Source organism: Curtobacterium sp. UNCCL20 (assembly GCF_900101675.1).
Classification (GTDB): Bacteria; Actinomycetota; Actinomycetes; order Actinomycetales; family Microbacteriaceae; genus Curtobacterium.
In genome coordinates, this window is record NZ_FNKG01000003.1 from 316250 (window position 1) to 331347 (window position 15098).

Consider the following 15098-nt stretch of genomic DNA (forward strand, 5'->3'; position numbering starts at 1 on the left):
CGGGGCTTCGTCGTGGACGCCTCAGGCGACCGGACCGACCGGACGACGACGCTCGCGCGGCAGGACGATGCCGAGGGCGACCATGCCGACGGCGAGGACCAGGTGCAGCCAGTTGTCCGCGTTGTTGAGGGGGACGAAGTTCGCGCCGGAGCTGTGGCCCGCGGTGAACAGGCCGTAGATCCAGAGCACGAAGTAGACGATGCCGCCGATCACGAGGTACATCCGCGACCCGGTGGCACGGGACGCTGCGAGCAGCCCGACGACGCCGAACAGCAGGTGCACGATGTTGTGCAGCACCGACACCTGGAAGACGCCGAGCAGCATCGCCATCGACTCGTGGCCGGCGCCGGCGAGGTCCCCGGTCGTCAACCCGGGGATGAAGCCGGCGATCCCGACGAGCAGGAACACGATGCCGACCACGAGCGTGGCCTTCTGGATCGACGAACCGGCGTAGCGGTTGGTGGACGTGGTGACGTCGGTCATGGTGACTCCTGACGGTCAGCGGCGCGGCTGCGCCGGGTTGGTGGGCACGCCCTGCGAGGGCGGGTTGATCTTCGGGCCGGCGGTGGCGGGGGAGACCTCGGCGGGTGCCGGCGTCGCGCCGGACACCTCCGGCAGCTGGTCGGGTACCGAACCGGTGGGCTCGGCGCCGTCGTCGAGTGCTGCGATCCGGTGTCGGAGGACCTCGAGCACCGGCAGTCGGTTGCCGTGCGCCGTCTCGTGGTCGACCAGCACGCCGAGCTGGTCGCGGTCGAGCGGGACGACGTGCTCCGCGAGGTTGCCGAGCGGGATGTGGTCGAAGTCCGGGAGTGGCAGTTCTCGGCCGGTCATGGTGCTCCTTCCGTCGGTGTCGCCAGACATTACGCAGGCGGCTCTCCGGCGGTGCACAGAGAACAGTCGGTGCCGCGTGCATGGGACACTCGGTCCGTGACCACGGGGGAACGCACGCGACCACTGTCCGGATGGCGGTACCAGGGCACGCTCCGCACCTACCAGCGGGACGTGCTCGACCGGGTCCCGGTGGTGCCCGGGGACCCGGCGCACGTCGTCGCACCGCCGGGGGCGGGCAAGACGCTCCTCGGGCTGCTCCTCGCCGGACGGCACGGTGCCCGGGCGCTGGTCCTCGCGCCGACGGCCACGATCCGGCAGCAGTGGGCCCGGACGGCCGCAGCGTTGCACGGTGGGGCGACGGTCTCCGAGGACCCGGAGCACCCCGGCGACCTCACGACGCTGACCTACCAGATGCTCAGTGTCCTCGACGCCGGCAGTCCGCTCACCGACCTCGCGGTCGCGGACTGGCGGCGGGAGCTCGTGGCGGGTGGCCGTGACGAGGCGCAGGCCGAGCTGTGGATCGACGCCCTCCGGACCGCCAACCCGGACGCGTACCGGAGCGGTGTCCGGCGGCGGTCCCGGGCGATCCGGAAGCGTCTGGCGCGTGCGGACCCGGAGGTGCTCGCGGAGGCGCTGCACCCGAACGCCCGGGCGCTCGTCGACCGGCTCGTGGCGCACGGCGTCGAGACGGTCGTGCTCGACGAGTGCCACCACCTGCTCGACCACTGGGCGCTCGTCGTCGCCTACCTGCTCGCGCGGATCCGTGCCGCCGGCGCCGAACCGGTGGTGATCGGGCTCACCGCGACCCTGCCGTCCACCGACGACCGGGACGCCCACGACACCTACACCGCGCTGCTCGGTGACGTCGACTACGAGGTCCCGACCCCGGCGGTCGTGAAGGAGGGGAACCTCGCTCCCTACCGGGACCACGTCTGGTTCGTCGAGCCGACACCCGACGAGCTCGCCTTCCTCCGTGACCACGAGCGTCGGCTCGCCGAGCTCATCGGGAGCGTGTTCGCCGGACCGGACGGCCGGGCGTGGCTCGAGGAGACGCTGCAGCCGGAACCCCCGGCGACGACGCCGACTCACCCGCAGCCGAATCCGTCCCTGTCCGAGGCCACCCCCGAGCAGCGTCTCGCCGCCGCGTTCTCCGCCGACTTCGCGGTCGCCGAATCCGCCGGTCGGATGCTCGCCGAGTTCGCGCCGGAGCACCCGCTGCTCACGCTCCTGCCCGCCGACGTCCGGAACCCGCCGGACACCGAGCAGCGGATCCGCCTGCTCGCCCGGTACGCCCTCGACCGGCTCCTGCCCGATCCCGAGCGGGCGGAGCAGTGGCAGCGCATCAAGCGGTCCATCGTGGACTTCGGGTTCACCCTGACCGACCGGGGTGTCCGTCGCGGGCGCGACCCGATCGACACGGTCCTGGCATCGTCCGCCGCGAAGGACCGCGGGGTGGTGGACATCCTGCGCCTCGAACTCGCCCAGCCCACCGCGGACCGCGTCCGGGCCGTCGTGGTGACCGACCACGCCACCCACGGCAACGGTCGGGGGAGCGCCGTCGCCACGGGCGGGGCGCTCCGCACCTTCGGCACGCTCGCCGCCGAGTTCTCGCTCGCGGGCCTCCGTCCGGTGCTCGTCACCGCTCGGCACCTCCGGATCGCTGCCCGGGACGCCGAGGACCTGCTGCCCGCTCTCGAACGGCAACTCGGCACACCGTGCAGGGTGGAGCGGGTCGACGGCGACGACCGTGTCCTCGCCGTCGAGACCCCCGGGACCGGTTCGGCCGGCGTGCTCGCCGCCGTCTCCGCGCTCCTCACCGACGGCACCACCCGGCTCGTCGTCGGCACCCGCGGGCTGCTCGGCGAGGGCTGGGACTGCCCGGCCGCGAACACTCTCGTCGACCTCACCGCCGTCGCGACCTCGTCGGCCACGCAGCAGCTCCGCGGCCGGACGCTCCGCCTCGACCCGTCGTGGCCACGGAAGGTGGCGCACAACTGGACGGTCACCGCGGTCCTCCCGACGGACGTCCGCCTGGCCGCCGCGCCGGACGTCTCCCGGATGCACCGGAAGCACGAGCGCATCTGGGGGCTCCTGCGCGAGGACGCCACCCAGGTGGTCCGGGGGACGCAGATCGCGCTGACCGATGCGCAGGCGGCTCGGCTCGCTGCGATCGTCGGCAAGGTGCCGCGTGCGAGCATCCCCGCGCTCGACGACGCCGTCGCCGCGGAGCTCCCGACCCGCGAGGCGAGCTACGACGCGTGGCGCGTCGGTGAACCGTACGCCGACCGCGAGAGCGTGGCGGCCGTGGTCGAGGAAGCGCGGACGCAGCCGTTCCGCACCGGCCCCACCGCCGAGGGCATCCTGGCGGTCGTCCTCGCCGTCGTGCTGTGGCTGCTCGCCCAGAGCGTCCGCGTCCTCGCCGACCTCGTGCGGTACGGATCGGTCGTCGCCGCGCTGCTCGGGGTCCTCGTCGTGCTCGTGGTCGGCGTCGGACTGAGCTGGCCGGTGGCGAAGCAGCTCGGCCTGGCGCTCCGGCAGCGGTTCAGCACCGTCGGGGCGTACCGGCGCGCCGTGCGGGTCGTGGTCGACGCGCTGCACCGAGCGGGGCGCGTCCCGGCGTTCGGCGAGGGCGACGTCCGGGTCAGCGCCGAGCTGGTGGGCGGTGTCCCGCAGCGCTTCTCGATGGAGGTGCTGGGCGGGGGACCGGCGGACCGACGCCTGGTCGCCGACGCCCTCGCCGAGTTCTTCGGACCGGTGCGCACCCCGCGGTTCATCCTGCAGGTGCGCCGGACCGACACCGCGACGATCCGGAGGGCGCCGCTCCTCGCCCTGTCCCTGTGGATCGCGCGGACGGTCACCCGCGGAGAGCGGTCGTTCGCCGTCCCGGCAGCGGTGGGGCGACGTCGAGCGGACGCCGAGGCCTTCGCCCGCGACTGGAACCGGACGGTCGGACCCGCTCGGCTGGTGGAGATCGACTCGCCGGAGTCCCTCGTGCTGCTCGTCCGGGCGCGCCGGAGCTCGGGTGCGACGCAGGTCGGGCCGGTCGTCCGCGACCAGTGGTCCTGAGCACGAGGACACCCGCGCAGGACCGCCGCCCCGGACGTGGGAAGATCGAACCCATGCGTCTCGTCGTCGCCGGCAGCCCCGCTGCGGCTGTCCCCACCCTCCGCCGCCTGGCTGCGTCCGAGCACGAGATCGCCGCGGTCCTCACCCGGCCGGCGTCCCCGCAGGGCCGGAAGCGCGTCCTCACGCCGACCCCGGTCGCCGCCGTCGCTGCCGAGCTCGGACTCCCGGTGATCGAGGCCTCGCGGGTCGACGACGACGTCACCGCCCGCATCGCCGCGCTCGACGTCGACCTCGGCGTCATCGTCGCGTACGGTGCGCTGCTCCGCCGGCCCGCGCTCGACGCGCCGCGGCACGGCTGGGTCAACCTGCACTTCTCCGACTTGCCGGCGTACCGCGGCGCCGCCCCGGTGCAGCGTGCCGTGATGGCCGGCGACACCCGCACGGCCGCGACGGTGTTCCAGCTCGTCGAGGCGCTCGACGCCGGCCCGGTCTACGCTGCCGAGCCGTTCCACATCGACCCCGAGGCGACCTCGGGCGAGGTCCTCGCCGCGATGGCCGAGGTCGGTGCCGACGTGGTCGCACGCGTCGTCGACGGCATCGCCGCCGGCACGGCCGTCGCCACCGAGCAGTCCGGCGAGCCGACACCGGCCCCGAAGCTCACCATCGAGGACGGCCGGATCGACTTCGCGGGGCCTTCCGCGGTCGTGCACGCGCGCCTCCGCGGTGTCACCCCCGAGCCCGGCGCGTACGCCCACCTCGGCGAGACCCGCGTGAAGCTGCTCCGCAGCGAACGGCCTGGAGGCGCGGCGGACCCCGCCCCGTCCCTCGCCCCCGGTGCGCTGGCCGTCCAGGGCGGCCGGGTGTTCGTCGGGACGGCTGACGACCCGCTGGTGCTCACCAAGGTGCAGCCGGCGGGCAAGAAGGCGATGGACGCCGCGGCCTGGGCCCGTGGTCTCGGCGAGCTGGACGGGAAGGTCCTCGCATGAGCAGCGGCAACGCACCACAGCGCGGCAACTCTGCACCGCGCAGCAACTCGCCGCAGCGGCGCAACCACGGCCCGCGCCAGACGAGCGCCCGGCGGGTGGCCTTCGACGTCCTCCGCGCCGTGCAGGTCGACGACGCCTACGCCAACCTCCTGCTGCCGACGCGGATCCGCCGCGCCGGGCTCACCGCCCGCGACGCGGCCTTCGCCACCGAACTCACCTACGGCACCATCCGGATGCTCGGCCGGTACGACGCGATCGTCGCCCTCGCCTCCGGTCGCCGCATCGACAACATCGAGTCGGACGTGCTCGACGTGATGCGGCTCGGCGCGCACCAGCTGCTCGGCATGCGGACGCCCGTGCACGCCGCCGTCTCCGCGACGGTCGAGCTCGCCCGCGAGGTCGGTGCCCACCGCGCCACCGGCTTCGTCAACGCCGTGCTCCGCAAGGTCGGCGCGCGCGCCGACGACGAGTGGGACGCCCTGATCACCGAGGGCCGCGGCGGCGACGCCCTCCTCGCGGCGCGCTGGTCGCACCCGGTGTGGGTCGTGGCCGCGCTCCGGGACGCCCTGGCCGCCGAGCGCTCCCGCGACGAGCTGGCCGCCCTGCTCGCCGCCGACAACGTCGCACCCCGGGTGCAGCTCGCTGCGCTGCCCGGGATCGCCACCGACGAGGACGTCGCCGCCGCGACCGCCCGTGCTGCCGAGCCCGACCACGACCACGACGGCGACAGCGACAGCGACAGCCCGTCGGAGGCGACCCGCGCGGTCGACGCACCACCCACCGCGTCGGCGCCGACCGACCCGGGAGCCGAGACCGACCTCGATCCGGAGGCCGCGCCTCCCGGCAGCGACGCCGACCACGCGCCGACCGTCCCCGACCTGCCGGTGTCGCCCGTCGGCATCCGCGGGATCTCCGGCGACCCCGCCCGGGTGCCCGGCGTCACGGCCGGCCGGCTCCGGGTGCAGGACGAGGGCTCGCAGCTCGCGGCGCTCGCGCTGAGCCGGTCGTCCGCGGTGCGCCCGGGGGAGCGGTGGCTCGACCTGTGCGCCGGGCCCGGCGGCAAGGCGGCGCTCCTCGCAGCCGAGGCCGCGCAGTCCGGCGCCTCCCTCGTCGCCAACGAACTCGTGCCCGCGCGGGCCGGACTCGTCCGCAAGGCCCTCGCCGCGTTCGGCGACACCGTCACCGTGGTCGAGGGCGACGGTCGCCGGTACGGCCGCGACGGCGCCGGCGTGACGTTCGACCGCGTCCTGCTCGACGCACCGTGCACCGGTCTCGGCGCGCTCCGCCGTCGTCCCGAGGCCCGGTGGCGGAAGCAGCCCGAGGACGTCCCCGAGCTCGCGGCGCTGCAGGCCGAGCTGCTCGACGCCGCCGTGCGGGTGCTCGCGCCGGGCGGCACGCTCGCGTACGTGACCTGCTCCCCGCACCTGGCCGAGACGCGCGGGCAGGTGGACGCGCTGATGCGGCGCCACGGCGGGGTCCTCGAGCAGGTCGACACCGCGTCGGTCGTGCGCTCCGTCGCGGCTCGTGACCCGCAGGTCGCGGACGGCGACACGGTGCAGCTGTGGCCGCACCGCATCGGGACCGACGCGATGTTCGTCGCGCTGTTCCGCCGCGTGGCCTGATGCGCGCCGGTAGGCTTGCCCGGTGACGATCCGCATCTCGCCGAGCATCCTGTCCGCCGACTTCGCGAACCTCGAGCGCGAGCTCCACCGCATCGACACCGCCGACATGGTGCACGTCGACGTGATGGACAACCACTTCGTGCCGAACCTCACCCTCGGCCTGCCGATCGTCGAGCGCCTGCAGCAGGTCTCGCCGGTGCCGCTCGACGTCCACCTGATGATCACGGACGCCGACACCGAGGCCCCGAAGTACGCCGAGACCGGTGCCGCCAGTGTCACCTTCCACTTCGAGGCGGCGGACGACCCGGTGGCGACCGCCGCGGCGATCCGCTCGAACGGTGCCCGTGCGGCGGTGGCCGTGAAGCCCGGCACCCCGATCACGCAGGTGCTGCACCACCTCGACGCCTACGACATGATCCTGCTCATGACGGTGGAGCCGGGGTTCGGCGGCCAGTCGTTCATGCCGTCGGTGATGCCGAAGCTCGCGGACGCCCGCGCGGCCGTCGACGCCTCCGGGCTCGACGTCTGGCTCGAGGTCGACGGCGGCATCGCGGTCGACACCGTGCCCGAGGCCGTGCGGAGCGGCGCGGACACACTGGTCGCCGGCTCGGCCGTGTACGGCGGCGAGCCCACGTCCCGCATCGCGGACCTCCGCGCGGCGGCGGCGGCAGCCCTCCAGGGCCGGTCGTGAGCGCCCGTCCGGACGGTACGGCGGGCGAGGCCGCGCAGGGCGGTAGCCTGGTGGGCGTGAAGACGTTCGACGACCTGTTCCAGGAGCTCACCGAGAAGGCGCGCACCCGCCCCGAGGGCTCCGGCACCGTCGCCGAACTCGATGCCGGCGTGCACCAGATCGGCAAGAAGATCGTGGAAGAGGCCGCCGAGGTCTGGATGGCGGCCGAGTACGAGGGCGACGAGCGCACGTCGGAGGAGATCTCCCAGCTCGTGTACCACCTGCAGGTCCTGATGATCGCGAAGGGCCTCACCCCGGCGGACGTCTGGCGACATCTGTAGGAAGGCGCGTCCCGCGCCGGCCCAGACCGTCCCGGACCACTCCCACAGAAAGCAGACCACCTGATGCTCCGCATCGCCGTGCCCAACAAGGGCTCCCTCTCCGAGACCGCTTCCGAGATGCTGCGCGAGGCCGGGTACGCCGGCCGTCGTGACCCGAAGGCACTGCACCTGCTCGACGAGCGCAACGGCGTCGAGTTCTTCTTCCTCCGTCCGCGCGACATCGCCACGTACGTCGGGTCGGGCGCGCTCGACGTCGGCATCACCGGCCGCGACCTGCTGCTCGACTCCGGGTCCGCGGCGCACGAGGTCGACGCGCTCGGGTTCGCCGACTCGACGTTCCGGTTCGCCGGCACCCCCGGTCGGTACAGCTCCCTGCAGGACCTCGACGGCGTCCGGGTCGCCACGAGCTACCCGGGGCTCGTCGGGGAGTTCCTCGCGCAGCACGGCGTGACGGCCACCCTGGTCAAGCTCGACGGCGCGGTCGAGAGCGCGGTCCGCCTCGGTGTCGCCGACGCCGTGGCCGACGTCGTCTCGACGGGCAGCACGCTCCGGGCCGCGGGGCTCGAGATCTTCGGCCCGGTGATCCTCGAGTCCACCGCGCTCCTCATCTCCACCGACGAGTCGATCCCCGGCATCGACGTTCTCCGCCGCCGGCTGCAGGGCGTGCTGGTGGCGCGCGGCTACGTGATGCTCGACTACGACATCCCCACCGCGCTCCTCGAACAGGCGACCTCGGTGGCCTCGGGCATCGAGTCGCCGACGGTCTCGCCGCTGCACGGCCGCGACTGGTCGGCGGTCCGCGTGATGATCCCGCGCGAGGACGCCAACCTCATCATGGACGCGCTCTACGACCTCGGCGCACGCGCCATCCTCGTCAGCCCGATCCACGCCGCACGGCTGTGACCGCACCGGTGGCCGGGCCCGGGGCGGCCGACGCGACGGACGGTGACGGCCTCGCCGTCCGCGTCATCCCGTGCCTCGACGTGCAGGGCGGCCGGGTCGTCAAGGGCGTCAACTTCCTCGACTTGCAGGACGCCGGTGACCCGGTCGAGCTCGCGGCACGCTACTACGAGCAGGGTGCCGACGAGCTGACGTTCCTCGACGTCGGCGCGACGGTCGAGAACCGCGCGACGATGTACGACACGGTCACGCGCACCGCCGAGCAGGTCTTCATCCCGCTCACGGTCGGCGGCGGCGTCCGGAGCGTCGACGACGTGTCGCGGCTGCAGCAGTGCGGCGCGGACAAGATCGGTGTGAACAGCGCGGCGATCGCCCGGCCGGAGCTCGTGAGCGAGATCGCCGACCGCTTCGGCGCGCAGGCCGTCGTGCTCTCCCTCGACGTCAAGCGGTCGGACCGGATGCCGTCCGGGTTCATCGTCACGACCCACGGCGGCCGGACCGAGTCCGACCTCGACGCGATCGCCTGGGCGCGCGAGGCCGTCCAGCGCGGTGCGGGGGAGCTGCTGGTGAACTCCATCGACGCCGACGGCACGAAGAACGGGTTCGACCTCGAGCTCGTGGCCGCGGTGCGTGCGGTGTCCTCGGTGCCCGTGATCGCGTCTGGAGGCGCGGGTCGGCTCGAGCACTTCGCCCCGGCGATCGAGGCGGGTGCGGATGCGGTCCTCGCTGCCAGCGTGTTCCACCGGGGCGAGCTGACGATCGGTGACGTGAAGGCCGAGCTGCGCGCAGCCGGGCACCCCGTGCGCTGAACCGCACACTGTTCCCGCCGCACCCTCCAGCCCGATCCCAAGCCGTACGCTAGGAGTCTCATGACCGACAGCACCAGCACCAGCACGGACGCGGTCCTCGACCGCGCGCGGTTCGGTGCGGACGGGCTGCTCCCCGCCATCGTGCAGGAGGAATCGTCGAAGGACGTCCTCATGCTCGGCTACATGGACCGAGAAGCCCTCCGCCGCACCCTGACCGAGGGGCGGGTGACCTTCTGGTCCCGCTCCCGGAACGAGTACTGGCGCAAGGGCGACACCTCCGGTTACGCGCAGTACGTGCGCGGTGCCGCGCTCGACTGCGACGACGACACCCTCCTCGTGACGGTGCAGCAGGTCGGCGCGGCCTGCCACACCGGCGCCCACCGGTGCTTCGACGTGGACCCCCTCGACCCCGTGACGGCGTCCGCGCCGGCCGACCCGGCAGTGGAAGCGACCCGATGACCACGACCACGCTCTCCGACAAGCCGCACACGACCTCCAGGCCGGAGTTCGACGCCCTGCTGGGCGACCACCGCGTCGTCCCCGTCGTCCGCGCGCTCTACGCGGACAGCGAGACCCCGGTCGGCGTCTACCGGAAGCTCGCCGACGGCCGCCCCGGTTCCTTCCTGCTCGAGTCGGCGGGGCAGGGCGGCCTCTGGTCGCGCTGGTCCTTCGTCGGCGTGCGGAGCTTCGGCGTCCTCACGCAGGAGGGCGACCGTGCCGCGTGGATCGACACCGGGATCCCGGCGTCCCGTGCCGTCGACTCGCTCGAGGGCGAGCCGCTCGAGGTGCTCGCGCGACTGCACGAGCGCTGGGCGACGCCGCGGATCCCGGGTACCCCGCCGCTCGTCGGCGGGACGGTCGGGTTCATCGGCTGGGAGGCCGTCCGCCAGCTCGAGCACCTGCCGAACGTGCCCCCGGCGGACTTCGACGTCCCCGGCCAGGCGCTCGCGTTCGTGTCCGAACTCGCCGCCCTCGACCACAGAACGGGTCTCGTGCTGCTCGTCGCCAGTGCGCTCAACGACGGCACCGACGACGCGGACGTCCTCTGGGCCGACGCGCAGGCCCGCCTCGACCGGATGCAGGCCGACCTCGTCGCGCCGAGCATCGCGACCGTGGCCGAGGCGTTCGACATCGCCGAGCCCACGCCGACGCACCGCTCCACACCCGAGGAGTACCAGGCCTCGGTGGTGCGGTCGAAGGACTTCATCCGCGACGGCGACGTGTTCCAGGTGGTGATCTCGCAGCGGTTCGACCACGAGGTCACGGCCGACCCGCTCGACGTCTACCGGGTGCTCCGGACGCTGAACCCGAGTCCGTACATGTACTTCCTGTCGCTGGCGGACACCGCCGACGAGCGCTTCTGGATCGTCGGCGCGTCGCCGGAGGCCCTCGTGAAGGTGCAGGCCGGCCGGGCGATCACGCACCCGATCGCCGGTTCCCGTCCCCGCGGCGCGACTCCGGAAGAGGACGTCCGCTTCGGCGAGGACCTGCTCGAGGACCCCAAGGAACGCGCGGAGCACCTCATGCTCGTCGACCTCGCCCGGAACGACCTGCAGAAGGTCTGCGAGCCGGGCACCGTCGCGGTGACCGAGTTCATGACGGTCGAGCGCTTCAGCCACATCATGCACCTGGTGTCGAGCGTCGAGGGCGCCATCCGTCCCGAGGCCTCGGCTATCGACGTGTTCCGGGCGACGTTCCCGGCGGGCACGCTCTCCGGGGCGCCGAAGCCGCGCGCGCTCGAGATCATCGACGAGCTCGAACCGGCGAAGCGGGGCGCCTACGCGGGCGTCGTCGGCTACTTCGACTTCGCCGGGGACGCCGACCTCGCGATCGCCATCCGCACCGCGCTCATCAAGGACGGAGTCGCCCGCGTGCAGGCCGGCGCCGGACTCGTCGCCGACTCCGACCCGGAGACCGAGCACGTCGAAGCCGTGAACAAGGCGGCTGCCCCGCTCCGCGCCGTGGCGACCGCGAACCTGATGCGGGGGGTGCACTCGTGAAGCGCTCCCGACCCCTGGTCGTCGTCGCCGGTCTCGCCGTCGCGGGCATCATCATGCTCGCGTGGACGCAGACCTGGTTCACCGTCCACCTGCACGCCGGCGCCGCGGTGACCGCGAAGGTCGCCGCGGACGGTGCCGCGGTCGTCCCGCAGTACACCGCGCTGGCGATCGCGAGCCTCGCCCTGTTCCTGGCGATGACCATCGCCGGGCGGGTGGTCCGGATCGTCCTCGCGTGCGTCGAGGTCCTGCTCGGCCTCGGCGTCGTCGTCTCCGGCATCTCGGCGCTGGCCGACCCGATCGCCGCGGCGAAGGGTGCCGTGGGCGAGGTCGCCGGCGTCAGCGACCTCACCGCGGTGCGCCGCGTCGTGTCGTCCGTCGACGTCTCCGCTTGGCCCGCCGTGGGCATCGCCGGCGGGGTGCTCGCCGTGCTGCTCGGGATCGTCGTCCTCGTCGTGCAGCGCTCGTGGCCCGGGCCGAGCAGGAAGTACGGCGCAGCGACCGCGGGAGCCGCAGCCCAGGCCCGCGCGGCTGCTCCCGTGCAGCGTGACGCGGTCGTCGACTGGGACGACCTCAGCGCCGGGGTCGACCCCACGATCGTCGTCGACCCCACGATCGTCGTCGACGCCGACGCGCCCGGCGGCACCGGTCGGCGCGGCGAGGCCGCCGTGGCACCCGGGGACGACACGGTAGGATCGAACGGGCGCCGGTCGAACGACGGCGCCGGAGCAGAACGAGGAGCACCGTGAGCAACACTGAGCCCGCAGAACTCGGCGAAGGCCACTCGCCGGCAGCCTGGACCGCCGTCGTGATCATGTTGATCGGATTCGCGGCCGGCACGCTGTTCTTCTGGTTCGACATGGCGTGGGGCGTCTGGGCCTCCGCCGGCGTCGTGCTCATCGGTCTCATCGCCGGTGGTGTCATGAAGAAGGCCGGCTACGGCGTCGACGGCCCGAAGTTCGTCCCCAAGCACCACGCAGAGTAGGTCCGGCATGCCGAACGTGCTCGAGACCCTCGTCGCGGGTGCGCTCGAGGACGCCGCCGCCCGTCGCGTCGACCGCCCTTACGCGGACGTCGAACGCGACCTCGACCGTGTCGCGTCCCCCCTCGACGCCCTGACGTTCCTCGCGCCCGGCGACCGGGTGAAGATCCTCGCCGAGGTCAAGCGCGCCAGCCCGTCCCGCGGGTCGATGGCGACGATCGAGGACCCGGCGGCACTCGCTGCCGACTACGAGCGCGGCGGTGCGTCGACGATCAGCGTGCTCACCGAGGGGCGCAAGTTCCTCGGCAGCCTCGCCGACCTCGAAGCCGTCAAGGCGCGCGTCGGTGTCCCGGTGCTCCGCAAGGACTTCATCGCGGACCCGTACCAGGTGATCGAGGCGCGGGCGTCCGGCGCCGACGTCGTGCTCCTCATCGTCGCGGCACTCGAGCAGCAGCAGCTGGTCGAGCTCCACACCCTCGCGGAAGAGCTCGGCATGCGGGTCCTCGTCGAGGCGCACTCCGCCGACGAGGTCTCGCGCGGGCTCGACGCCGGCGCACGGATCCTCGGCGTGAACGCCCGCGACCTGACCGACTTCTCGCTCGACCGAGACCTGTTCGGCTCCCTGGCCGACCGGATCCCCGACGGGGTCGTCCGCGTCGCCGAGTCCGCCGTCGCCGGTCCCGCCGACGTCGCGCACTACCGTGCCGCCGGTGCCGACGTCGTCCTGGTGGGGGAGGCGCTCGTGACGGGCGACGACCCCGCCGCCACACTCGCGTCGTTCATCGCAGCCGCCGACCGCGGCTGACGACGACGCCCATCCCAGCCCGGTCCGCCGGGCTCGTCCCGGGAGACCCATCGTGACTTCACTCCGTGACCTGCACGGGCCGTACTTCGGCGACTTCGGCGGACGCTTCGTCCCCGAGTCGCTGGTCCTCGCGCTCGACGAACTCGAAGCAGCCTTCCGCGAAGCCTGGGCCGACCCGGCCTTCCGGCAGGAACTCGACGACCTCCAGCGCGACTACACCGGACGCCCGTCGATCATCACCGAGGTGCCCCGGTTCGCCCAGCACGCCGGCGGTGCCCGGGTCATCCTGAAGCGCGAGGACCTCAACCACACCGGCTCGCACAAGATCAACAACGTGCTCGGCCAGGCGCTCGTGGCCCGCCGGCTCGGCAAGACCCGCCTGATCGCCGAGACCGGCGCGGGGCAGCACGGCGTCGCGACGGCCACCGCCGCCGCGCTCTTCGGCATGGACTGCGTCGTGTACATGGGCGCCGTCGACACCGAGCGCCAGGCGCTCAACGTCGCGCGGATGCGCCTGCTCGGCGCCGAGGTGATCCCGGTCGAGACCGGCTCACGCACCCTCAAGGATGCCATCAACGACGCCCTGCGCGACTGGGTGGCGAACGTCGACTCGACGCACTACCTGCTCGGCACGGTGGCCGGTCCGCACCCGTTCCCCGAGATGGTGCGCGAGTTCCACAAGGTCATCGGCGAAGAAGCCCGGCAGCAGGTCCTCGACAGGGTCGGCCGCCTGCCCGACGCCGTCGCCGCGTGCGTCGGCGGCGGCTCGAACGCGATGGGCATATTCGAGGCGTTCCTCGACGACGAGTCCGTCGCGCTGCACGGCTTCGAAGCGGGCGGCGACGGCGTCGAGACCGGTCGGCACGCGGCGAGCATCACCCTCGGCCGCGAGGGCGTCCTGCAGGGCGCGAAGTCGTACCTGATGCAGGACGAGGACGGCCAGACCATCGAGAGCCACAGCATCTCCGCCGGACTCGACTACCCGAGCGTCGGGCCGGAGCACGCCTACCTGGCGTCGATCGGCCGGGCGAAGTACCAGCCGATCACCGACACCGAGGCGATGGAGGCGTTCCGCCTGCTCAGCCGCACCGAAGGCATCATCCCGGCCATCGAGTCGTCGCACGCCCTGGCCGGCGCGATGAAGCTCGGCAAGGAGCTCGGCCCCGAGGGCGTCGTGCTCGTCAACCTGTCCGGCCGCGGCGACAAGGACGTGGCCTCCGCCAGTCGCTACTTCGGCATCCTCGACGAGAACGCGGTGCAGCTGTGACCCACGACCAGACCGACCACGCCCAGGCGAAGTCGAGCCGATCGGTCGCGACGACGATCGACTCCGCGAACTCCGACCGCGCGGGCGCCGTCGTCGGCTACCTGCCCGCCGGGTACCCGGACTTCCAGACGAGCGTCGACGCCGCCGTAGCCCTCGCCGAGAACGGGGTCGACGTCATCGAACTCGGCCTGCCGTACTCCGACCCGGTGATGGACGGGCCGGTCATCCAGCGCGCTGCCGAGGAGAGCCTGGCGAACGGGTTCCGCGTCGCGAAGGTCTTCGACGCCGTGCACCAGATCACCGAGCGCGCGGACGTCCCGGTCCTCGTGATGACCTACTGGAACCCGGTGCTGCGCTACGGCGTCGAGCGCTTCGCCGACGACCTCGTCGCCGCGGGTGCCTCCGGCCTCATCACGCCGGACCTGGTCCCCGACGAGGGCGCCGAGTGGATCGCCGCGTCCGAGCGCACCGCCCTCGACCGGGTCTTCCTCGCCGCGCCGTCGTCGACCGACACCCGGATGCGGCAGGCCGTCGACTCGAGTCGCGGGTTCGTCTACGCCGTCTCCACCATGGGCGTCACCGGTGCCCGTGTCGGGGTCGACGTCGCCGCGCGGACGGTCGTCTCGCGTCTGCGGGACGCGGGCGTCGAGCGCACCTGCGTCGGGCTCGGCATCTCGACGGCCGACCAGGTCGCCGAGGTCCTCGACTACGCCGACGGCGCGATCATCGGCTCCGCCTTCGTGCGTGCGCTGGCCGACCTCGGCGTGCAGGGCGTCGCCGACCGCGCGGCGGACCTCAGCTCCGGCGCACGGCGCCGCTGAC

Annotated in this window: 16 protein-coding genes; 14 read left to right on the plus strand and 2 right to left on the minus strand. The window is 73.3% G+C overall.

Annotated features, from left to right (window positions below; genetic code table 11):
* Nucleotides 1–21: 21 nt before the first annotated feature.
* On the minus strand, nucleotides 22–483 hold the full coding sequence (locus BLT36_RS14615; RefSeq protein ID WP_092096231.1) for a DUF4383 domain-containing protein: 462 nt from the start codon (nucleotides 481–483) through the stop codon (nucleotides 22–24).
* A gap of 15 nt (nucleotides 484–498) precedes the next feature.
* Nucleotides 499–831: a DUF8129 domain-containing protein gene (locus BLT36_RS14620; RefSeq protein ID WP_092096233.1), complete on the minus strand. Its 333-nt coding sequence runs from the start codon at nucleotides 829–831 to the stop codon at nucleotides 499–501.
* A 96-nt stretch (nucleotides 832–927) separates the two neighbouring features.
* Here BLT36_RS14620 and BLT36_RS14625 point away from each other — a divergent pair, with 96 nt between their 5' ends.
* From BLT36_RS14625 to trpA, 14 genes are all read left to right on the plus strand, one after another.
* Complete coding sequence (locus tag BLT36_RS14625) at nucleotides 928–3897, plus strand: DEAD/DEAH box helicase family protein (RefSeq protein ID WP_092096234.1); 2970 nt, start codon at nucleotides 928–930, stop codon at nucleotides 3895–3897.
* Between the two features lie 53 nt (nucleotides 3898–3950).
* Complete coding sequence (locus tag BLT36_RS14630) at nucleotides 3951–4883, plus strand: methionyl-tRNA formyltransferase (RefSeq protein WP_092096236.1); 933 nt, start codon at nucleotides 3951–3953, stop codon at nucleotides 4881–4883.
* Entirely contained in the window at nucleotides 4880–6505 is a 1626-nt protein-coding gene (locus BLT36_RS14635) for an RsmB/NOP family class I SAM-dependent RNA methyltransferase (protein ID WP_254787678.1), read from the plus strand. The genes BLT36_RS14630 and BLT36_RS14635 overlap by 4 nt, the downstream gene beginning before the upstream one ends.
* Before the next feature lie 22 nt (nucleotides 6506–6527).
* Nucleotides 6528–7196 carry a ribulose-phosphate 3-epimerase gene (gene rpe, locus BLT36_RS14640; RefSeq protein WP_092096239.1) on the plus strand — a complete coding sequence of 223 codons (669 nt, stop codon included), beginning with the start codon at nucleotides 6528–6530 and terminating at the stop codon, nucleotides 7194–7196.
* A 56-nt stretch (nucleotides 7197–7252) separates the two neighbouring features.
* Nucleotides 7253–7516, plus strand: a complete 264-nt coding sequence (locus BLT36_RS14645; protein ID WP_079238914.1) for a phosphoribosyl-ATP diphosphatase — start codon at nucleotides 7253–7255, stop codon at nucleotides 7514–7516.
* Between the two features lie 63 nt (nucleotides 7517–7579).
* Complete coding sequence (hisG, locus tag BLT36_RS14650; RefSeq protein WP_092096240.1) at nucleotides 7580–8419, plus strand: ATP phosphoribosyltransferase; 840 nt, start codon at nucleotides 7580–7582, stop codon at nucleotides 8417–8419.
* Entirely contained in the window at nucleotides 8416–9225 is an 810-nt protein-coding gene (gene hisF, locus BLT36_RS14655) for an imidazole glycerol phosphate synthase subunit HisF (protein ID WP_254787680.1), read from the plus strand. Before hisG ends, hisF begins: the two co-directional genes overlap by 4 nt.
* 60 nt (nucleotides 9226–9285) lie before the next feature.
* Complete coding sequence (hisI, locus tag BLT36_RS14660; RefSeq protein ID WP_092096242.1) at nucleotides 9286–9684, plus strand: phosphoribosyl-AMP cyclohydrolase; 399 nt, start codon at nucleotides 9286–9288, stop codon at nucleotides 9682–9684.
* A complete protein-coding gene (locus BLT36_RS14665; RefSeq protein ID WP_092096243.1) occupies nucleotides 9681–11225 on the plus strand; it encodes an anthranilate synthase component I in 1545 nt (514 codons plus the stop codon). The genes hisI and BLT36_RS14665 overlap by 4 nt, the downstream gene beginning before the upstream one ends.
* Nucleotides 11222–11971 (plus strand): Trp biosynthesis-associated membrane protein, encoded by a 750-nt coding sequence (locus BLT36_RS14670; RefSeq protein ID WP_092096245.1) that lies wholly within the window; start codon nucleotides 11222–11224, stop codon nucleotides 11969–11971. The genes BLT36_RS14665 and BLT36_RS14670 overlap by 4 nt, the downstream gene beginning before the upstream one ends.
* Entirely contained in the window at nucleotides 11968–12207 is a 240-nt protein-coding gene (locus BLT36_RS14675) for an HGxxPAAW family protein (protein WP_092096246.1), read from the plus strand. Before BLT36_RS14670 ends, BLT36_RS14675 begins: the two co-directional genes overlap by 4 nt.
* Nucleotides 12208–12223: 16 nt before the next feature.
* A complete protein-coding gene (gene trpC, locus BLT36_RS14680) occupies nucleotides 12224–13009 on the plus strand; it encodes an indole-3-glycerol phosphate synthase TrpC (RefSeq protein WP_092096543.1) in 786 nt (261 codons plus the stop codon).
* A 52-nt stretch (nucleotides 13010–13061) separates the two neighbouring features.
* Complete coding sequence (gene trpB / locus BLT36_RS14685; RefSeq protein ID WP_092096248.1) at nucleotides 13062–14276, plus strand: tryptophan synthase subunit beta; 1215 nt, start codon at nucleotides 13062–13064, stop codon at nucleotides 14274–14276.
* A gap of 56 nt (nucleotides 14277–14332) precedes the next feature.
* A complete protein-coding gene (trpA, locus tag BLT36_RS14690) occupies nucleotides 14333–15097 on the plus strand; it encodes a tryptophan synthase subunit alpha (RefSeq protein WP_217638322.1) in 765 nt (254 codons plus the stop codon).
* The last annotated feature ends 1 nt before the right edge of the window (nucleotide 15098 follow it).